This window comes from Pyrinomonas methylaliphatogenes, from assembly GCF_000820845.2.
Classification (GTDB): Bacteria; Acidobacteriota; Blastocatellia; order Pyrinomonadales; family Pyrinomonadaceae; genus Pyrinomonas; species Pyrinomonas methylaliphatogenes.
Window position 1 is genome coordinate 542,115 of the sequence record NZ_CBXV010000004.1, and the last position, 21,014, is coordinate 563,128.

At 60.0% G+C, this 21,014-nt stretch carries 12 protein-coding genes and 1 pseudogene; all 13 read left to right on the forward strand.

Annotation, left to right across the window (positions count from 1 at the left end; all coding sequences use genetic code 11):
• Positions 1-280 precede the first annotated feature (280 nt).
• The 13 genes and pseudogenes from PYK22_RS06895 to PYK22_RS06965 all read left to right on the forward strand — a co-directional run bounded on the left by PYK22_RS06895 (position 281) and on the right by PYK22_RS06965 (position 21,008).
• Positions 281-2,593 carry an MGH1-like glycoside hydrolase domain-containing protein gene (locus PYK22_RS06895; RefSeq protein ID WP_041975376.1) on the forward strand — a complete coding sequence of 771 codons (2,313 nt, stop codon included), beginning with the start codon at positions 281-283 and terminating at the stop codon, positions 2,591-2,593.
• Positions 2,594-2,729: 136 nt separating this feature from the next.
• Positions 2,730-3,512 (forward strand): SDR family oxidoreductase, encoded by a 783-nt coding sequence (locus tag PYK22_RS06900; RefSeq protein WP_041975378.1) that lies wholly within the window; start codon positions 2,730-2,732, stop codon positions 3,510-3,512.
• Positions 3,513-4,177: 665 nt separating this feature from the next.
• Positions 4,178-12,418, forward strand: coding sequence for a PKD domain-containing protein (locus PYK22_RS17920; RefSeq protein WP_041975381.1), 8,241 nt, complete (start codon positions 4,178-4,180; stop codon positions 12,416-12,418).
• Positions 12,419-12,434: 16 nt separating this feature from the next.
• Positions 12,435-12,890, forward strand: a complete 456-nt coding sequence (locus tag PYK22_RS06910) for a hypothetical protein (RefSeq protein WP_157770723.1) — start codon at positions 12,435-12,437, stop codon at positions 12,888-12,890.
• A 292-nt stretch (positions 12,891-13,182) separates the two neighbouring features.
• Positions 13,183-13,563, forward strand: a complete 381-nt coding sequence (locus PYK22_RS06915; protein ID WP_041975384.1) for a hypothetical protein — start codon at positions 13,183-13,185, stop codon at positions 13,561-13,563.
• 1 nt (position 13,564) lies between these two features.
• Positions 13,565-13,870 (forward strand): hypothetical protein, encoded by a 306-nt coding sequence (locus tag PYK22_RS06920; protein WP_041975385.1) that lies wholly within the window; start codon positions 13,565-13,567, stop codon positions 13,868-13,870.
• A gap of 249 nt (positions 13,871-14,119) precedes the next feature.
• Complete coding sequence (locus tag PYK22_RS06930; RefSeq protein WP_041975715.1) at positions 14,120-14,434, forward strand: DUF433 domain-containing protein; 315 nt, start codon at positions 14,120-14,122, stop codon at positions 14,432-14,434.
• Complete coding sequence (locus PYK22_RS06935) at positions 14,434-14,781, forward strand: DUF5615 family PIN-like protein (protein WP_041975389.1); 348 nt, start codon at positions 14,434-14,436, stop codon at positions 14,779-14,781. Before PYK22_RS06930 ends, PYK22_RS06935 begins: the two co-directional genes overlap by 1 nt.
• A gap of 1,055 nt (positions 14,782-15,836) precedes the next feature.
• A pseudogene (locus PYK22_RS06945) lies at positions 15,837-16,088 on the forward strand (N-6 DNA methylase); the annotation flags it as partial.
• 187 nt (positions 16,089-16,275) lie between these two features.
• Complete coding sequence (locus PYK22_RS06950; protein ID WP_041975396.1) at positions 16,276-18,033, forward strand: hypothetical protein; 1,758 nt, start codon at positions 16,276-16,278, stop codon at positions 18,031-18,033.
• A complete protein-coding gene (locus PYK22_RS06955; protein WP_041975397.1) occupies positions 18,033-18,977 on the forward strand; it encodes a hypothetical protein in 945 nt (314 codons plus the stop codon). Before PYK22_RS06950 ends, PYK22_RS06955 begins: the two co-directional genes overlap by 1 nt.
• 7 nt (positions 18,978-18,984) lie before the next feature.
• Positions 18,985-19,734, forward strand: a complete 750-nt coding sequence (locus tag PYK22_RS06960) for a DUF6339 family protein (RefSeq protein ID WP_041975399.1) — start codon at positions 18,985-18,987, stop codon at positions 19,732-19,734.
• On the forward strand, positions 19,731-21,008 hold the full coding sequence (locus PYK22_RS06965) for a DNA cytosine methyltransferase (RefSeq protein ID WP_060635430.1): 1,278 nt from the start codon (positions 19,731-19,733) through the stop codon (positions 21,006-21,008). The genes PYK22_RS06960 and PYK22_RS06965 overlap by 4 nt, the downstream gene beginning before the upstream one ends.
• Positions 21,009-21,014 lie beyond the last annotated feature (6 nt).

A 21,014-nucleotide genomic window follows, 5' to 3' on the forward strand; every position in this document is an offset into this window, starting at 1 on the left:
TTTTGATCTCAGCGGTTGCTTTCGCTAAAATCCCTAGCCTGAGCGAACAAGGAGCTGCGAGGAGGGGGAACGTGCGCCCGTATCCCGGTAGCGCGGCGCGTGTAAAGGCCGCGCGTGAAGGCGAGCTAGGGGGGGACAGCTCTTCGTCTATGACCTGGCAGAGCAGGACTTAGGAGCGGGTTCCAGTCTCGGCAACGACAAGTGTTGGGTCACTTCGAAAGCCACCGGAGCAATCGAACAGCTCTTCAGCCTTGATGCTGGTCGTGCCATCGCTGGCGCCGTGAACATTAGGTACAGCACGGCGCAACACGGTGTGTCTTACCGCGCAGCGGCAGCGAGGGGCGATGAAACGCTCCGTTTCTGCCGCCCGGAAGCGCGCGTGCAGCTCGAAGAGAGCCGGCATGGTCGATTCCGGTTGCATCCCGCCTATCAGAAAAGGAGCTTTGAATTGGTCGGCGGGTTGGAGGTCAGCGAAACGCTCTTCGTCCCGCACACGGCGCGGGTAGACCCGGCGGTTGTCTACCAATCGATCACGCTGCGGAATCAGGCGGCGCGGCGACGTGCGGTGCGCATTTACGCCTACGCCAATCTTCGCGGCGAGGCGGCGAACGATGTCGTGGGTCGATTCGACGAATCGCTCGGCGCGTTGTTCGCTTGGAACGAGAGCGTGTCCGATTGGGTGCGCGTTTTCGGCTTCAGCTCGCCCGCCACGGCGTACATGACAACGCACGATGTGAGCCGCGCTTACGATCCGGTGAACGTGTTGCCGTTGACCAACGACGTTTCGGCGCGCGGTTCCATCTTCGGCATCGTTCAGGTTAATCTTGAACTCGCTCCGGGCGAGGAGGCGGAGCTGGCTGTCATCCTCGCCTTTTCGCCCGCAGGCGAGGGGGCGGCGCGCGAGACGTTCGCTGCGGCGCGCGATTTCCGTCGCGCCTTTCAGGAGACAGTCGAGCATTACCGCGCGAAGCTGGCGACTTCGCAGCTTGCGACGCCGGATCCGATCATCACGCAGGGTGTGCAATGGGCTAAAGCAAACATGTTGCGCGTAATGGGCGATTACCCGGTGGCGCGCGCCTTCACCAACGAACCGGGCGTTTCGTCGAACGTCGTCATCCGCGATCTCGCTTGGTTCGTCTATGGTTGCGATTGGTTGGACCAGTCAGCCAGCCGGGAGATGTTGCGCGTCGCCGCGCGTATGCGCTACCCGACGGGCAAGCTCGCCGAATTCTTCAACGCGCTCGACGGTCGGATCGAAGATTACGGACTGAACATCAACGATGATACGCCGCTTTTCATCCTCGCCGTCGGCCATCACTACCAAGCGACCGGCGAGGCAGATTTTCTGCAAGAGACTTTCCCGGCAGTCGAGGCGGCAGCGCGCTATATCCTGTCGCAGCGCGATGAACGCGGGCTGGTCTTCTGCACGGCGCATGGCGAAAACGTTTGGGGGATCGCCTCATGGCGCAACGTCATCCCGGATTATTCAATCAACGGTGCGGTGACGGAAATCAACTCGCTCTGCTACGGCGCGTTGCGCGAAGCGGCCCAGCTAGCGCGTGCCAGCGGGCACGACGAGCTAGGCAGGGAGTTCGACCAGCAAGCGGAGCGGTTGAAAGCGGCCATCAACGAGCATCTTCTCAACCCCGACAACGGCATCTACTACCTCAACATCGACGTTGATGGAAATCGTCATACGGATGTCACAAGCGATGAGGTCTTCCCGGTGATGTTCAAAGTGGCTCCCGAAGAGGTCGCTTTTCGGATCATCTCACGCTTGAACGGCAGCGATTTTTGGACCGAAGCCGGGTTGCGCACCGTCTCGCGACAGAGCCCATATTACGATCCATCGAAGCACGTCGGACTGCTCGGCGGCGTCTGGCCGGGCGTGGTCTTCTGGTATGCGTTTGCCGCCGCGAAATACCACCCAGAGGCGATGGTGCGTGGGTTGCACGATGGCTATCGCGCGTATCTGGCTGATCCACGCAAGAACAACACCGTGCCGGGTCAGTTTAGCGAGTGGTTCGACGGCGAAAGCCTCGTCAACCGCGGGATGCGTTTGTCTCCGTGGGAACCGCCGCGATACCTCTGGGCCGCGATCGAAGGACTGGCGGGCGTCAACATTGAAGGCGAGCGGTTACGCATCGAGCCGCGCTTGCCGCCCGATTGGAAGTGGTTGGTGTTGCGCCGTCTCCCTTATCGCGGGCGCACGATCAGCTTCGTCGCCGTGCGCGAAGACGGCGCGCTGCACATCTACGCGACCGATCTGCTCGACTCGCCGCATGCCGTGACCGCGTGCGGCGAAGATGTTTCCGAAAGGGTCGGAGTCTGGAGCGATCAAGCGTCGGTGGCGGCTTTCGCTTGTGATGAGGAGCTATGCTTGTTCATCGGCAACAGTGCAGCGCAGACGTTGATCGTCCCGTTCGACCTCGATGATCTCATCGATGGCGAGCGCGTTTATAAATTGCGCGTCTATAACAGCGAATACAGTGGATGGGTCGAAGGCGGAGAGAACCGGGGCGAAGATCTCCGCGTACTCGCGGTTTCGATTGAACCGCACGGTTTCTTCATCGTCCATTTTCGACAAAGATGAGGCAGATCAAAGACCGCCGACTCAAGCCGGAGGTGTTCAGCCGAATGAGGGTGTCGCGAAGAAGCGGCGGCGGACGCCGCTGCGCGGCTGCTACATCATCCAGCTCCGACGGGAACGAAGAGCAGGAGGGGAGCAAATGAGATTGAAGGATCGGATCGCATTGATCACCGGGGCTTCCAGCGGAATCGGACGCGCCATCGCGCTGCGCTTCGCCGGGGAAGGCGCCCATATCGTCATCAACCATTTTGGGCAGCAAGCGCAGGCGAAGAATGTCTGTGAAAGGATCGCGGCGCACGGGGTGCGCGCGCTCAACATCGAAGCTGATGTGTCACAAGTGGCAGAGGTCGGCCGCATGGTTGATGCGGCCGTCAACCACTTCGGACGCATCGATATCTGCGTCAACAATGCTGGCGTGCAACGTGAGGTCCCTTTCCTCGAAGTGACGGAGGATGACTGGGAGTTGATGACCAAGGTCGATCTCAAAGGCGCATTCTTCGTCGCGCAAGCCTGTGCGCGCGACATGGTAAAACGGCGGCGTGGAAAGATCATCAACATCTCATCGGTCCATCAGGAGATCGCGAAACCGCGTTTCGCGCCCTACTGCGCGGCCAAGGGCGGACTCGGCATGTTGACGAAAACGCTGGCGATGGAGCTGGCCGAGTACAAGATCAACGTCAACGGGATCGCTCCCGGCGCGATCGCGACACCGATGAACGAGGACGTATTGGAAGACCCTGAGGCCAAAGCCTCCGTTTGCCGTGAGATCCCGTGGGGCCGATTCGGTCGTCCGGCAGAAGTCGCCGCGTTGGCGGCGTGGTTGGCTTCGGATGAAGCCGATTACGTCACGGGCGCGACCTATTTCATCGACGGCGGACTGACCCAACAGGTGGTTGAGTACCGGTCGCCGCATGGCGGTTGAGGATTGCCGGATTGTTGAAACAAGCAGACAGGTGCAGCGAAGTTTGTCGAACAACGTCCCCTGTCGAAAACCGACTTCCGCCACCAGCGTCGCTTATCACGCTCATTAATCTGGTGGCCGGACGCGAAAGAAATATCGTCGTCACGGCCAGCGCACGCCGCGTCGCTTTGCTAAGCGAATAAGATCGACCTCGCTGCCGGAGCCTGCTTGGCTACCATTAGCAAGCTGCGAAAAAAAGACCTTGACAAGGGATGATCGCAAGTCGTGTTGTTTGCTCGTCCCACCTTTCGATTCAGGAGAGAAAGGCTCCTCGCCACGGTGGCGCACGTCGTACTCTCTCGAAGTCGACGATGATGATCGGTCGCAGGGGAGCCGTTGGCTCACGGCATGCTCGTCGAGCTAGTCCTTCGTGGTGACCGTCTAGCTCCACCGGCGACGAAATCCACCCGTGAATCGGGAGGCGAGCACTGAGGTTGTTTTTGATTTTGCGAGCGCGAACCGTTGGGCGGTTCGGTGTTCGGTTCATCCAAGTTCATCAAAGGCTTGCTTCGCGACCCCGACCGAGACGATCCCTCGACGCGAAGAGCACACTCGAAGAGCACAGTGGCTGACCGGATAACTCCGGTTCGATGCTGATTTAATCTCTCTGTTCCATCTAGGAGGAGATGGTCATGACGCACTCGCCGCGCGTGGTCCATCGTTCGGTCATTGAATTCGGCAAGCGATTCCTCAGTATCGCGCTTGTCTGCATGCTGCCCGTTGCGCAGGCTCCGGCGGCACCCAAGATGCTCCACATGCAGGCTACCGTGTGGTGGGCCGATGTCGTCTTTTGGCTGCGCGCTGTCGAGGCTGGCAACCGCGCTAAACCCCGGGCTGAGTTGCGCCAAGAGCAACAGAGCGAACGGGCGGCGCGGCTTGCGCGGTTGGAGATCTTGCCGGGCACGGCGACGGTGGTCGCGGGCAGTCGCGTCGTCTTCACGGCCATCGGGCGAGACCGACAAGGCAATCCCATCGGCGGACTGGAGGTTGTCTGGTGGTGTCGCGAGGTCGAAGGCGACAAGCAATGGCGGTTGATCGGCGGAGCGTTCGATGCTCGCGTCGCTGGCAGTTACACGGTCACGGCCGAAAGCGGCGGTCTGGTAGCGCAGGCGAGCGTGACGGTGACTGGCGAAAACGGGCAAACGAGCGGCGGCGCGCGCCGTCGCGCTTTGCGCGCGCGTGCGAGTCGGCGCGTATCGTCGAAAGATGGTCCAGCGGCACGCTCTTCAGCCGAAGGCGCCGAGCGTGCCGGGTCGCCCGACGGCAGCGGCGTGGAGCAGGCGCTTATGCGTCCGCCGGACGATTCCGGTTGGGGTGAAGACAACTACTGGGCGGCGGATGATCCGGTGAATCGCGTCGGTGATCCACCCGGTTATCCGCAAGACGACGGTGCCGGCAGCGGCAACTTTCAACTGGCAGCGCCCGTGGTGAGCCTGCCGGGGCGTGGCCTGTCGGTCGCGCTGACGCTCGCCTACAACTCGCGCGTTTGGACCAAAGCCGGAAACGAGATCAGTTTCGATGCCGACCGCGGATGGCCCGCGCCCGGTTGGGCTTTGGGGTTCGGCAAGGTCGTCGGCATGGGGCTGGGTGGTTCGATGATCATCGAGCCGGACGGGACGCGCCGCGCTTTCACAGGAAGCGTGACCAACTACGGCAACGGCACGGTCTACTTCACTGGACACACCACCGACGGTAGTCTGATCGATTACCAGACCCATTCGTACAACGGCGTCATCAGTTGGGCACAAGCGAAGCTGCCGAATGGGACTGTGGTCAATTACGGCGCGGCGGGCGATGGAGCGGTCTATCCGACTCAGATCATCGACGCGAGCGGCAACTACATCACGGTCGCCTATGTCGACAACCGCGGACCGCGAATTCAAGCCGTCACCGATACGCTCGGGCGCGTGATCGAGTTCCACTACGACGCCAACGGTCTGTTGACGGCGGTCACCGGGCCGGGACTCGGCGGCGCGCAGCGCACGCTTGTGCGTTTGCACTATCGGCCGCTCGCGTTGAACTACGGTTTCACTGGGCTCAACGTTCACGTTCGCGCTTCTACAGTGTGGGTCTTAGATGCAATCTACTATCCGGCAACTCAGACGGGCTACTGGTTCGGCGACGCGGAGTCGTATTCATCTTACGGGATGTTGGCCAAGGTCGAAGAGCACCGGGCGATGAACTTCACGGCTGCCTCGTTGACCGAGCAGGGCACAGTCGAACCAGGCCTGATGACGCGCCGACAAGTGTACAACTACACGCTCGGACCAGACTACAGTTTAACGGACGCGCCGACCTACACGACGCTCACCGAAAGTTGGGCCAGCATGGACACTGATCCGGCCGTCACGCAGTACGCCATCTACCAGAACGCATCTCCGCGGCGAGTGGAGATCACGCGCCCGGACGGAACCAAAAGTATTCAATACTCGTTCAACGCCCCCAATCAGTACAACGACGGGTTGCTCTATCAAGACGAGTTGCGCGACGCGAGCAACAACCTGCTCATGCGCAGCGCGGTCACATGGGAGCGCGGCGCTTACGATTCGCCGCGCCCGGCGCGCATTGAGATCACGGATGAGCGCGGGCAGATGACGGCGACCGAATTCAGCTACGGTCCGGCCTACAACCAAGTGACGGAGACGCGCGAGTACGACTACGGCGGGGCGAGTCTCCGGCGTGCAACGCGCACCGAATACGAGACGAGTGCGAACTACACTAACCGGCACATCTTCAACCTCGCGCGCGTGGTGGAGACTTACGCGGGCGACGGTACGACGCGGCTTTCGCGCGTCGAATACGTTTACGATTCGGCGACGCTGCAAGATGCCCCCGGCGTGGTGCAGCACCTGCCGTCGCACAACCCGTACGCGCCGCCTGTGGAACTATGCCAGTGGCAAGACGATCCGAACGATCCAGATTACCAGAACCCGGGATGCGTCGCTTGGGATCCGCGTTGCGATGGCTACGTCGATCAGATCTATGTGTGCGACACATATCCACAGTACGATCCGAGCACGGCCTATCGCGGCAACGTCACGCAGATCAAGAAGTACGTTGATGCCGCCAACTTAGCTGATCCGATCACCGAAACGCGCCGCTACGACATCGCGGGCAATCTAGTCGCCGCTTCGACCAGTTGTTGTGAGCAGACTTCGTGGAACTACACCGTCGATACGCAGTACGCTTATCCGCAAGGGCAAACGCGCGGCGCGGCCGATGCTTCCGGCCCGCGGGTGACGACCAGCACCGTCTACGATTTCAGCACCGGCCTAGTGCTTTCGACGACGGACGCCAATGGTCGGACCAGTCAGACCGTTTACGATGCGAATACGCTGCGACCGCAGATGGTCTACGCGCCGACCGGAGCCTACACCGCTTACGCCTATGATGATGTGGCGATGGTCGTCAGTGAGACGACGCGCACCGCCGACGGCGCGATCGCGAGTCAGAGCGTACGGCGGTTGAGCGGGCTGGGCCAGATCAAGCGCGAAGAAGCGCTGGCGCCGGGCGGCGCGTGGGATGTGGTCGAGTCGCAGTACGACGAGCTGGGCCGACTCTGGCGCCAGACGCGTCCGTATCGGGCTGGGCAAGAACAGCCGCAGTGGAGCGAGACCGTCTACGATACGCTGGGGCGCGTCGTCCTCGTGCGCATGCCCGATGGGAGCGAGGCGCGCGTCTTCTACAACGAGAGTCAGCGACCTGACGTGGCCAGCAACGAGCCGGGGCAGACCGAACGCCATGTGGATGCATGGGGGCGACAACGGTGGTTAAGATCGGATGCGGACGGACGTTTGGTCGAAGTCGTCGAACCCAATCCGCAAGGTGATGGATCAGTCTGGTCCGGCGGTTTGGCGACGCGCTACGTCTACGATCCGCTCGGCAATCTGGTGGAAGTGGTTCAAGGGGCGCAGCGGCGGCGCTTCCGCTACGACTCTCTAGGCCGACTGACACATCAGAAGCTGGCCGAACAAACGGCGACATTGAACGACGCTGGGCAGTATGTCGGAAATGGTAGCTGGGGTGAAGTCTTCGCCTACGACGAGCGCTCGAATTTGATCTGGCGCGTCGACGCCCGCGGCGTGCGCACCGTCTTCAACTACAACGGCGATCCGCTCAACCGGTTGCAATCGGTCACGTACGACACGAGCGGCGCCGGACAGCCGGTGGCGCCCGCCGCCACGGTGCGTTACGAATACATGACCACCGGTGACCTGACGCGCGTTCGGCGCGTAGTGGCCGAAGGCGTGAGCACCGAGGAGTACGAGTACGACGGCGAGGGTCGAGTTAGCCGCCAGCGCGTGATCTTGGCCACGCGCCCGAACCACCCGCTCGAGACCGACTACCTTTACGACACGCTGGACCGCGTGACGGACGTGCGTTATCCGGCGCAATACGGCCTGGGTACGGCACCGCGCAAGGTGGTCCACCACGATTACGATGTTGCGAGTCGGTTGAGCAGTTTGAAGGTCGATGGCACGCCTTTCGCTTCGAACCTGCAGTACAACGCCGCGAGTCAGACCACCTCGCTAACGGTCGGCAGCGGCGCCGGTCAGTCGGTCGAAAACTACTCGTACGATCCGGCGACCGGACTCCTCGTCAACCAGCAGGTCCTGCGCGGTGGCACACGGCTGCTCGATCTCAGCTACGACTACGTGCGTCCGGGGACGACGGGTGGGCGGACCGGGCAGCTGACGCGGCTCATCAACAATCTGGATCGCAACAAAGACAAGACGTATGAGTACGACATGCTGGGACGTTTGATGCGCGTGACGAGCGGCAACAACCGATGGTGGCAGCAATACAGTTACGACCGCTACGGCAACCGCACGCGCGTCGATGTCGGCGGGCAACTGGCGCTCGGCGCGGTGGAAGGCGCCGGTCAGCAGTCAGTCGGCGCAGCGAGCGACAAAGGGAAAGACGCCAGCGGCGCGCGGCTGATCGCCATGCCCAAGGTGGAATTGCCGACCGAGTTGCTTGCGTGGCGCTTGAATCCGCTCGAAGGATTGGATCCGTGGCGCGTCGTGAGCGACGCGCCCTTTTCGCCCTTTGCCGGCTTGTGGCAAGCGACGGGGACCGCCCAGCGCGTGGAGATAAGACCCGGCAACATCACATTGCGCGTGGGCGAACGGGTCCGTTTTCAAGCCACGGCGCATGATGCACTGGGGCGCGCAGTGCAGACGGGCCGCCTCGTCTGGCGTGCTTTCGATCTCGGCACGGGGCGTCCGGTGGTGATGCCGCCGACGGGCGAGTTCACAGCGCGGAGGGTGGGACGCTACCGTCTCTTCGCCAAACATCAAGCCGGGCCGCGCGCCCACGCCGTCTGGAGCAGCGTGACGGTGACGGTGATCGAAGCGCGCGCCGGAGCGAACACAACAAAGACGAGCCAAGCGACGGGCGACGCAGCGCCACGTGAGCCGAACGCCGCGACGACAGTAGAACCAACGCGGCCCAATTGCCCGCCGGAAGATCCGTGCTATCCGACGTGCGATTGCGGCGGGTGGAACGAGCCGCCGGTGGCAGTGCCGGGCGGTCCATACGGCGGCATGGCCGGGCAAGCGATCCAGTTCGACGGCTCGGGCTCGTACGATCCGGACGGCTGGATCACCGACTACTGGTGGGATTTCGGCGATGGCAACACAGGCAGCGGCCCCACCGTGCCGCACAGCTACGCGCAGGCCGGAACCTACACCGTGCAGTTGACGGTGCGCGATGACAGTGGGCAGATGCGCAGCGCTACGACAAGCGTCACGGTGAGCGCTCCGCCGCCAGCGCCTTACAACAACGCCGCCTTCGTCACACAATCGGTGCCGACGACGTTGATCACCGGGCAAGGGACGGCCGTTTCGATCACGATGCGCAACACGGGGACGACGACATGGCGCGCAGCGGATGGATACAAACTAGGTTCGCAGAACCCGCAAGACAACACCATCTGGCGCGATGGGCGCGTCATGTTGCCGCACGACGTCGCTCCGGGGCAAGAGGTGACGTTCGAGTTTTCGATCACGGCACCCGCACAGGCTGGGACGTACAATTTTCAGTGGCGGATGGTGCGCGAAGGGGTCGAATGGTTCGGCGACTGGACGCCTAACTTAGCCATCACCGTTTCGGAGCCACCACCGCAATACGAGGGCTGGTTCGATGGGGCTGACTGCGTTCGGCTCACAGGTTGGACCTGGGATCGTGTTCGACCCGGCGTCCGGCAGTCGGTGGATCTATTTGTTGATGGAAACTTCCTCGCGCGGGTGGTGGCGGATCAGTACCGTGCGGATCTGGCAACAGCGGGCATCGGCGATGGGCAGTACGGGTGGAGTTACGCCCTGCCTGAGAGCTTGCGCGACCGTCAAACCCACACGATCGTTGCACGCATCGCCAACAGCGGGTATGAGTTGGGTAGTTCACCTAGACAGGTGCAGTGTGCGCCGTGGCGCGCAGCCAGCTTCGTCCGGCAGGAAGTCGCCACTGAGATGGTGGTGGGGCAGCAATACAACGTGTCGGTGACGTTGCGCAACAGCGGGAGCGGAGTGTGGCGCGCGGCGGACGGATACAGGTTAGGGTCACAGAATCCGCCGGACAACACGACATGGGGAGTGAATCGGGTGGCGGTGCCGACGGATGTGTCGCCCGGCGCGGAAGTGACGTTTCAATTCACAGTGCGAGCACCGGCCACGGTTGGACAGTACAACTTCCAGTGGCAGATGGGGCAGGATGGAGCCGGGTGGTTTGGCGACGTGACGCCGAATGTAGTTGTCAACGTGGTGCCGCCGCCGAACCAAACGCCAGTGGCGGTTGCAGGCGGGCCGTACAGCGGGCAAGCGGGGCAAGCTGTTCAGTTCGATGGGCGCGGTTCATACGACCCGGATGGCCAGATCACGAGCTACGTGTGGATGTTCGGCGATGGAACGGGAGCGAGTGGAGCGACGCCTGTGCACGCCTATTCGCAAGCTGGCACCTATACAGTGACGCTCACGGTGACGGACAACAATGGTGCGCAAGCGAGCGCACAGAGCACGGCGACCATCAGCAATCCGCCGCCCGCACCGACCCCGACGCCAACACCAACACCAACACCTACGCCGACACCACCGAATCGCAGGCCCATCGGCTGGCTTGATGGGATCGACAGCAATGGCATGGCCTTTGGTTGGACGCTTGATCCGGACGCGGCGGCCGAATCGATCGAGGTGCTTTTCTATGTCGATGGTCCAGCGGGCACAGGGCGGTTTGCTGGCACGGCGCGTGCCAATCAGCCACGTCCGGATGTCAATCAGGTGACCGGCTATCCTGGCGATCATGGTTTCAATTGGCGGATAGGGGAGGAGTTTCGCGATGGAGTGAGTCATAGTTTGTGGGTTTATGGGGTTGACAGAGCGGGACAAGGTGGAGAGGTTGAGTTGTTATCGGGGGCGCCAAAGCAGTTTAGGCTGAGCCCTGGGGGAGTAACGCGCGACGGGCACGCGTCGTTGAGCTATGATGAAGCGAGCAACCGGATCAGCGTGGCTGGGTGGGAGTACGATGCGGCAGGCAATCAGACGCGTATTCAGACAGGCAGTGGCGGGTGGCAGCGGCTAGAGTACGATGCGGCCGGTCGTCTGGTCAGAGTTAGAGATGAAGCAGGAGGTGTGCTGGCAAGCTACACGTATGGTGCGACGACCGAGAGATTGATCAGTGAGGAAGGGGATGTACGCACCTACTATCTGTGGAGCGGGAGCAGAGTCATCACAGAGTACACGGAAGTCGGCAGTTCTACAGAGCCGGTCTGGACGAAGCAGTACGTCTATCTAGGTGCGAGACTGTTAGCGACAATCCACCCATCAGGTGAAGGAAATGAGAGAGTAGAATTCCATCATCCGGACAGGCTTGGGACACGACTAGTGACCAACAATCAAGATGGCTCGTACTATGAGCAGGTGACGCTGCCATTCGGAGTAGGACTCGAAGCTGAATCGAGTGGTGCGACGAACAGGCGGTTTACCTCGTATGATCGCTCGTCAGTGACAGGGTTAGACTATGCGGTGAATCGGCACTACGATCCACAGCAAGGTAGATTCACGCAGGTCGATCCGATCGGGATGAAGTCGGTTGACCTGACCGATCCACAGACGTTGAATCTGTATGCCTACGTCAAGAATGATCCGGTAAACTTCACCGATCCGAGTGGGTTATTGCGGGTTGCGGTGGTGGTCAACTGTCGGACGAACTGGGTGTGGAAGGAGCATGTGGAGGGTGGAGGCGATTGGTACGACAAGGGCGAGGTGTGCGAGTTGATGGTGATCGAGGTCGGTGGAGGAGGTGAGGTTGGTGGCGGCGGAGGCGGCGCGCCTGTGCCGGTGCAGAGGCAGAACAACGCGCCACAACAGAATGATTGTCAGCGGTTTGCCAGCATTGTTGAGCGAATTGCAAATGAAACTATCGGGTTACGTCCCGACATTCCGGGGTTAGATGTTCAGTTGTTCATGAATCGGATGGCTACTACATTCACTGAATTTCCTAGCGCCACGCTTCCAGCTGTAATTGGTCTTGAAGGGCGCAGTCGCCCTGCCATGACGTTTGGAAGCAGCGGATTTGCTCGACCATATTTCGAGCCGGATGCTAATCAGGTGAGGCACGCAGTTGGTGGGCTGATCGCTGGTTACGTGGGAATTCCGCTTGATGATCCAGTATTTGGCCTGGGGATGAACAACAGAGAGAACCCTGCTGACCCTGTACATGGGGTGCCGGACATCAACTTGAACAATCAAACAGTGCCAATGGGGCGGAGATTAGCTATGAACGCTAATAGTCTCGCTGTTCGTGGACCCGTTGGCGCAGCAGCCGCGAGAGCGCTGGCAGATTGGATCAGGAACACCCTTTGTGAGGGTTAACCGGAGGGCAAACATCGTGGAACGCAATCCAGGCTTTCGCGCGCTCGTCTGGACGTCGATAGTGACTGCCGCCATCGGCATAGGGGTGTTGTTCGTTGCACGCGCGCGTCACGAAGCGATCAGCAGCAACCCGAGCCAACCAGCGGCCTACGAAATCCTTTCCGACGAGATGGGGACTCTGATTTGTATTGGGGTTCCGGTAGATACAAACGAAGAACAGCTACGGGCGACGTTGGTCAAGGTTGCCGATGAGCATCAAGACGACGCGGCCAGAGATTACATGACGTCAATGTATCTTTGGGTGGAGGCTTATCTCGTCAAAGATGGGCAGCGGAGCCGCGTCCCTGCGGGAAGCTTACGAAGGTTCGTACCGCCCGGAAACGCTGAGGAAAGAAGAAGGATGAAGATCGATCGAGGGGCGTGGGATAGTTTTGCCATCACACTTGATGAGGCTAAACGCACTCTGCAGTGACAAACGGTCCTGCAATCGTTCAACCGATACAGCTATTGTGAGAATGATCTGGTGTGTAGGTCCAGAAGGGTTAGTGCCGAAGATCATGTGTGAGGTGATAGGGAATAGTGAGACAGGCTATAACGTGTATTGTGTGTGGGGGATTGGAGATGGTTTAAATGAAGTTGGTGGCAAGGGTTGAGTAAATGAGGCTAATGGCGGAGGCGGCGCGCCTGCTCCGCTGCAAGGCTCTGCTTCGCAGCCACATCCAGCGCCATCAGTCAGACCGGAGCAGAAGGAGTTCGATGATTGTGTGAAGCATGCCTATGCAGAGTATCGGAAACAGTGCCCGAAGACAACTGGCAACGCCATCGTCGGTGGCATTGGCTTGGGGTTGGGCGCAAGCTTCTTCATCGGAATTCGAGGGCTTGGGCTGGGCTTAAGGGGAGGGCAACATGCACTTGAGGACACCACGCTACCGTTTGTTGGGCGCTTGTTACAGGCGGGTGATGAACTATCCAAAGGCTGGATATGGAGCGGTGCAGTTGGCGCTTTCAGTGGCAAGCTCGCTTGGGAGGCCATCAAACAAGCTTTTGCGAATGATCGGAAGTTGACGGAAGCTATAGGAGAATTGCAAGAAGAAGTATCCTTTGGCCGAACACCGGATCCCGTTCTTCACGATATGAGGAGGTAGCGTGGATGAGTCAACGTGGCAGGGTGCGCTGTTTACACGCCAGTTCGTTTTGATTTTTCTCGCCGTGTTCATCGTGTGGGGAGTGCTGGAAATGATCGGCGGGCTGCTGCTGCTCAAGGGAAAGAAGCTAGAAGAGCGGATCTTCGGGCGGCTCTTTTTACGTGGGATGGCGACATTCTTTTTCAGCTTGCTCTCGCTAGGGATTCTGTTGACAGGCGGCGAGATCGATCCAGAAGCGCTGTTGTTCATCACGATCGGGATGTACGTGGTGGCGGAGTACGCCATCTGGCGCGCACTCAAACGGTGATCCTGCGACGAGGAAGTGAATGCTGAAGCTGGCAGACCTCAAATTCAATCTCTGGCGAGCGATGAATAGAAGGTGGGTGGTAGGTTTGCGGGATGAAAGCAGCGAACTGGCGATCAATGGCGGGGGGCGAGGAGTCACCATCGTTGCCCGTTATGACGAGCAAGTGTGGGGAGTATGTTTGCTTCGTCTTCGATGGTTTATACTTGCTGAGCAAACGAAGTCGGAGCAGAAGAGAGGGGGATGAGCTTTATGAACCGAGCGACAGCTTACGAGCACATCGTTCTTGACGAGGCTGGCGTGCCGACGATCGAAGGGACGACGATGAAGGTCGTCGAGTTAGTGTTGGAGATGTTGGCTTATGGGTGGAGTGCTGAGGAGTTGCAGTTTCAGCATCCATACTTGACGTTAGGGCAGATCCATTCAGCATTGGCTTACTATTGGGATCATCGAGAGGAGTTCGAACGCGAGATCGAGCGACGGCTAGAGCGGGTTGAGCAGATTAGGCGTGATGTTGGTCCGTCGGAGTTGGTCGAGCGTCTCAGGAAGAGAGGGTTGCTGGCATAGTGTCGGTCATTCTCTACATGGATGTTCACATCCCACGGGCAATCAGTGTTGGACTGCGCGCGCGCGGCGTTGAGGTGATAACAGCGCAGGAGGACGGAGCTGCGGAATTAGATGACGCGGCACTGCTCGATCGAGCGACCGAGATCGGCTGCCCACTCTATAAGCAAGATGATGATTTATTGGCCGAAGCGCATCGGCGGTGGCTTGCCGGGGAGCGGTTTGCTGGGGTTATTTACTCGCATCAATTGCGCAGTCCGATTGGCAAATGCATTGCCGCTCTCGAATTAATTGCAAAGGCTTGTGATCCTGCTGATTTGGAGAACAGGATCGAATTCATTCCGTTCTAGCTGTTACTCAACTACCGCACACGCAGAGTTTTCTCACGATCAATGTCTTTACTTTCGTTATGTGGTGAACTGCGGGACAGTGCGGCAGATAGACAAGGTGGTAGGTTACAGTCGGGACCAAGCCGGGCAGGTGGTGGCGGTGACGGGGGCGAACCGTGGCGGGGAGAGAGTGTATGCGCAGAAGATTCGGTATCGGGCTTCGGGGTTGGTGAAGCAGGTGAGCTACGGGAATGGGCGACTGAACTTCGTGGATCCGATGGGTATGTTTAGACAAGGGCCATGTCGCAGTGGATACGACTACGCAACCGGTGCGTGTCGGGACACGGACGGAGGCGGTGGAGGAGTTAATTGGTTGCTGTGGCGATCTTACTTTGGCAGTAGTCCACAGCCCTCCATCTCGGACGATTGGAGCGGAGGTGGTGGCGGCGGAGGCGGCGCGGCTGCGCCGGTGCTGACTCAGACTGTGTCGATTAAGGGCCCTTGTAATGTGCCGGACTTTGCTAGTCTTTCTCAGGTAAAACAGAGTCAATTAGAGCAACTCGGGGTAAGCGCGAGTCAGTGGAATAGCTTGAGCAATAATCAACGGCTTGGATTTTTCAATGTTACCGGAGCCATCGCTGCCGCAGGGCTGTCACTGAGCGGATGGAGAGTACATTGGGATGCCGGAGGTATTCAGCAAGATCGTACGATCTTCGTTGCTGGTGCAGGGGCCACCAATTTATTAGTTCAAGTACAAGCATCAAATTCTTTCTCCCGCGACATTGGAGGTAGGCATGGAGCACACAGTGAGAGCTACCGACGGAATGTGTTCAGCAAGAGTTTGCAGCTTTCTTTCACTCGCGATGGTAAGTACCTTGATGCAGACATTGACCGCTTCTCGCCATTGGCCGTTGATCGGCTATCCCATGATAGGTAAAATGTTTCATCGGAGCGTCGTGTGCGGCTGTAAGACGCGTGTTCCGGCACGCGCGACACCGCAAAACGATCGAATGGATTAGACATGACAAAACGAAAAAAGGACAAGAACACGACAAGCACCAACGGCGACACGGTGGGCTATGAACCTCGGCTTTATGGTGGACCGCACCCACCGCGAGCTGACCGACGAGGACATCCAGAAGATCGCCGACACCTACCACGCCTGGCGCGGGGAGAAGGAGGCGGGGGAGTACCGGGATGTCCCCGGTTTCTGCAAGAGCGCCACGTTGGAGGAGATCCGCAAGCACGGCTACGTGCTCACCCCGGGCCGCTACATCGGCGGTCCCGAGCAGGACAAGCACGACGCACTTTTCGAGTCCGAGATAGCGTGAGCCTGTCACAATGACACTACCGGCAACCCGAGAGGGGCCGATGTCTTTTGTTGCTCTTGCACGAGCCTCGACGGCGGGGCGCCGAAACTAGTATTACTTCGTTTACCATCAACTATCGCGGAAAAGGAGGCAAACTCTCGCCATGACATCTAAACCGAAGTGGTATTTCGAACCTGTCGGACCGATGGGCGGCGCGACGGGGAATGCGTTCGCGAATGTCCTCCAGGCTGCCGGAATCGACCCCGAAGCAGAACTCGCCCGGGAGGCGATCCAGAATTCGTGCGACGCCGCGAAGGAGGGGCCGAGACGAGTGCGTGTGGTGTTCCGTATCGTAGCGCTCGAGGGAGACGCCAAACAGCGCTTCATCGAGGCTCTTTCGCTCGCGCAGGGGATCGGGAAACGCATGAACTATGTCAGCCTCGCGCGCGACAACTGTCTCGCCGAGCCTGAGCGCCCCCTCCATCTGCTCTTCGTAGAAGATTACGAGACCAAAGGGTTGTCCGGCGACCCCCACCAGCGGTGGTCGCACTTCCATCGACTCTTGTTGTCCGTCGGTGACAGCACTAAAGCGCTCGAGTCGAGAGCAACCGGTGGCTCCTACGGCTACGGTAAGTCCGCACTGAGCCTCAATTCGCGCCTGCGCACGATCGTCGCCTACAGCGCATTCAGGCCCGATGAAACCGGCGCCACCGCCCGACTCATGGGCTGCGCGTATTTGGATGCTCACGAATTCAAAGGCAAGCAGTGGACGGGCCGGGGCTGGTTCGGGGTTCGGCGCGCCGGCCACGAGATTATCGTCGACCCACTCCGGGACGAGGAGGCGCACGCGTTCGCGGAACTGCTCGGGTTCCGCAGCCGCCGCAATGAAGAGCATGGAACTTCGATTCTCATCGTCGACTCTCACGCCCACGATCACCAGCGGATCCTCCGCGGGATAGAAGAGTGGTGGTGGCCCCGGCTTCTGGACCAAGAGCTCGAAGTGGTGGTGGAAGCTGAAGGCAAGGAATATTTTCCCCAGCCGAAGCAGCGTCAGGATCTCCTGCCGTTCATCGAGTGCTATTCGCTCGCTGTCGAGCGTGCGCAGCCAGCCGGGCCGCATCAAAAAAGCGACAGGTTCAATCGACTGCGGGGGCTTTCTCTCGGCGGTTACGGCTTGCAGGTTCTGCCTGCCGATCTGGCCGACGAGTTCCCGGAAGAGAAGCTCGGCCGTGTCGCGCTGATCCGCTCGCCCAAGATGGTGGTGGAGTACGCGCAGATGGGAAGGTCGACCCCCGCAGCGGTCGGCGTGTTCCTGGCTGACTCCGACATCGACGACATCCTGAAGCTGTCGGAACCACCGAATCATGACCGCTGGGATCCGGAGTCGCGACGGCTCGAGGTCGCGAAGCCCGACGAGGACACTGCACGCGAAGTCGTGCGGCAGGTTCGAAAGCGCCTGAAGGACCAGATGCGGAAGCTCCAGGCGCAGGCGAGCCCGCCGAGACCGAGGGAGGAGCGTCGGCTGCGCTTCCTGGAGCGAGAGCTCGGTGCTCTGTTCCGGCCGCCGATGCGGGGCGACGGCTGGGAAGGCGTTACGGACCCTGTGGAGATCCGCTTCCGCGAAGGGCCTGCTATTCGACCATGCAAATCCGACAGCATCGAAACCTTCGCCACAGTGGCACTGAGGCTCCGGTCGGATGCAGAAGACGATTCGACCGAAGCCATCGTTCGAGTTCGTGTCCCGGTTCTCGAAGACGATCACGGTAGGGAAGGCGACCTTTTGCAGGTCACGATCGAATTCGAGAACGGCAATCCAGCTATCACCGGTCAGACCGAGTCTGAATTCCCCATTGAGCTTTCCAAGAGCGAGTGGCGCGTTTTTAGAGTGCGCAGCGCCCCTTACGACCATCGTTGGGCCACGAAGGTCGACGTCCAAGTCGAATCACAGGAGGGAGGATCGTAATGCCGCGTTGGCAACGTACAGAAACCAGGGTCGTCAGGCCATTTCCGACTGCTGAGTCCTGCCTGGTAGGTGTGAAGTTCAAACTTACCCGCGATGCGGAATTCGACGACCGGACTTCCTTCGATGTTTCCGAGGTGGAATTGGACCGACTTCAGCCAGAGTTTCGATTACAAGTGGATCCGTCGCCGCTCAGAGCGCAGGGGTCGGGATTACCTGCACCGAGCGATCTCGACTTGGTGATCCGGCTCGCCGATGCGAGGCTTCATCGCAGCGAGGTGGTTTTTAAAGAAGCGGTCGAGAGTCTGCCGGAGACGTGGCATGTACCGACGGACGTCAGCAAGGAATTTTCTTGGAAGTTCGGTGCGGATGTCACTGTCGCCCTGGTGTTGAGATCGGAGCGGTCGCCGCAACCAGGGCAACCCTTCATGCGCGGCCAATGGGTGGCGCGCAAGGATTTCTCGGTTCGTTCGAAGGCCGAACCCCGCGCGTTTCCCGTAGAGCGGTGGACGGCAGATGATTTTGCGCGGCAGGGATTGCCGCGAGACAGCGTTTACTGGATCCAGTTCATCGCTGACGATCTAAACAGGCGGTTTGATGACCCGGGCGAGGCCTTCCGGGTGTGCCTGCGTGCGGATGTATACGATGCGCTCGTTCAGGCCCAAGACACTCCACAGGGACGCGCCCTGTTTTCGACTATCGTCGCAGAAATCCTCACCGAGGTCCTCTGGCGGGGTCTGCAGAGTCTCGATGCCAGCGAGGAGATTGAGCGGGGTGGCCTCCTGCACTCGGCCCTCGCGAGAGTCGAGAAAGCGACGAATGCCACCCAGGACTCACTGCGGAGGCTCGTCGAAGACGGGGAACTATCCAGCCTCCGCACATTCGCCCAGGCAACAGTCGGTATGCAGCGGGCCTTAGCGAAGCTGGGTAATATGAATATACAGTGAGGTAACTATGCGTTATGTCGCACTGAAATCCGAGCATGCACTCGAGACGCTCGAGGCGCTGCGGCAAGCTGAACCGGTGGATGAGAGCCGGGTGCTGGAGTTCCGCGGCTCAGGCGAGGATATCGAGAAGGATATTCCAAAAATCGTCGAGTGCCTTAACAAGATCAAATTGAGATTCCCTGAACGTCTTAGCCGGCGGGACCCGAAAGGTGGCGAATTCGAGGCGCAGGCATGTGTCGAGGTGCACCGGAGGCTGCCTTTCGATCCGCAGATGCTCGCGGACTACGAGTGGTGGATGTGGCTGGCAGTCTTTCGCTTCCGCGAACTGGTGGAATGGCGGCACGGAGGCGAAACAGGGCGGGCAGCCCCGGCGAACTTCGGGATAGGGAACGGAAGCGAGAACCTTCTGTATCGTATGTGGCTGCGAGCCGATGCCGGTTACGATCCGACCCGTAGCGACCCCTACGAACTCGCACGACGCGGGGACCAGGATTTCTGGCGCAGCCATGTCTTCCGACAGGGCTACGGCAGGTGCCGATCGCTGGTCAGGGCGTTGATCCGCTACCAGTTTCCAGACAATTCACCGGAAAACCCAGTTCTCAAGACCGCCGAGATCCGCGAGTTAGCGAAGCGCCTTCGGAGGCTGCACCCAAACGTCGTTTTCGAGTACTTGGATGAAGAAAGCGCATACGAACTGATCGTAAAAGAGGCCGAGCTTGCGAAGCGGACACTGGCCGGGAGTGTCAGCGGGCAATGATCGAGGAACGGTACAGAATTGACAGGCAGTGGATCAAGAGGGAGCTGACCGTCGGAAACAGATCCTTCGTCAACCGAATGTCAGATATCTCGCGTCTCGACGACGAGGCTCCGGCCTGGTCGAAGTGGTGGCGTTCCTATCTCCGCGGCGCCCGAGTCGAATTCGATGGTCACGCGATCGGGAACGTGTCGATCGTGGATCTCTTTTGCGGCTGCGGCGGACTGACGTTAGGGGCACAGGAGGCTGCTCGCGCGGTGGGTCTCCGGCCGTGGGTCTGCCTCGCTGTGGACGTGGACGAGGAGGCGCTCGCTGTCTATGCAGCGAACTTCGCCCCAACCAGAACTCTGCGTGCCGATGTGAGCAGCCTCGTCGACTTTCAGGTCTGTGGATGGGGCGATGGAGCTCGTTTTGCCTACCCTCCTGAACTGCTACACCCGAAGCTGCGCGCCGCAAAGGGCAGCGTGGATCTTGTCGTCGCCGGTCCGCCTTGCGAGGGGCATTCGAATCTCAACAACCGAACGCGGCGAGCCGACCCGCGGAACTTGCTGTACCTCGATGCTATCGCAGTCGGAGTTGCTATCGGTGCCACCGCTATCGTTCTGGAAAACGTGCCGGACATCGTCAACGACCGCTCCCGTGTGTTAGAGACAGCGGTCGGGTTGTTGAAAGGATGCGACTACGAGACGACTCAAGGTGTGCTCGCGGCCGACCTGTTAGGGTTGGCGCAAACGCGCAAACGCTTCTTCCTAGCAGCGTCACGGGCAGGTGTCGTTCCTCTCGAAGAGATAGCACGTGCAATGGCCAAGGAACCAGCCTCGACCGTGCGATGGGCGATAGAAGATCTTACTGACACGAAACAGGATTCGATTCTGGATGTGCCAGCCGCGCTATCTCCAGAGAATCGCCGTCGTATCGATTACCTATTCGACAACGACCTATACGATCTTCCGGACCACATGCGGCCGGCATGCCATAGAAACGGCCACACCTATCCCTCTGTCTATGGACGCCTCCGCTGGGATGAGCCTGCCGGGACGATCACGACGGGGTTTGTCAGTCCGGGCAGAGGCCGTTTCGTGCATCCCGAACGCAGACGTACGTTGACCGCACACGAGGCTGCTAGACTCCAGGGCTTCCCCGACTGGTTCGTATGGTGTCCGAGCGACCACAAAGCACCGAGCAGGACCCAGCTGGCGAAATGGATCGGGGATGCGGTACCGCCACTGCTCGGGTACACAGCAGTCGTTTCTGTGCTGCCGAGCTTTCTACGGTAGAGGAGT

Bases quoted from the DNA above. Each gene is read 5' to 3' on its own strand.
- PYK22_RS06955 (WP_041975397.1), top strand. From the start codon at position 18,033: ATGCCGCGTTGGCAACGTACAGAAACCAGGGTCGTCAGGCCATTTCCG.
- PYK22_RS17920 (WP_041975381.1), top strand. From the start codon at position 4,178: ATGGTCATGACGCACTCGCCGCGCGTGGTCCATCGTTCGGTCATTGAA.
- PYK22_RS06930 (WP_041975715.1), top strand. From the start codon at position 14,120: ATGAACCGAGCGACAGCTTACGAGCACATCGTTCTTGACGAGGCTGGC.
- PYK22_RS06960 (WP_041975399.1), top strand. From the start codon at position 18,985: ATGCGTTATGTCGCACTGAAATCCGAGCATGCACTCGAGACGCTCGAG.
- PYK22_RS06965 (WP_060635430.1), top strand. From the start codon at position 19,731: ATGATCGAGGAACGGTACAGAATTGACAGGCAGTGGATCAAGAGGGAG.
- PYK22_RS06900 (WP_041975378.1), top strand. From the start codon at position 2,730: ATGAGATTGAAGGATCGGATCGCATTGATCACCGGGGCTTCCAGCGGA.
- PYK22_RS06950 (WP_041975396.1), top strand. From the start codon at position 16,276: ATGGGCGGCGCGACGGGGAATGCGTTCGCGAATGTCCTCCAGGCTGCC.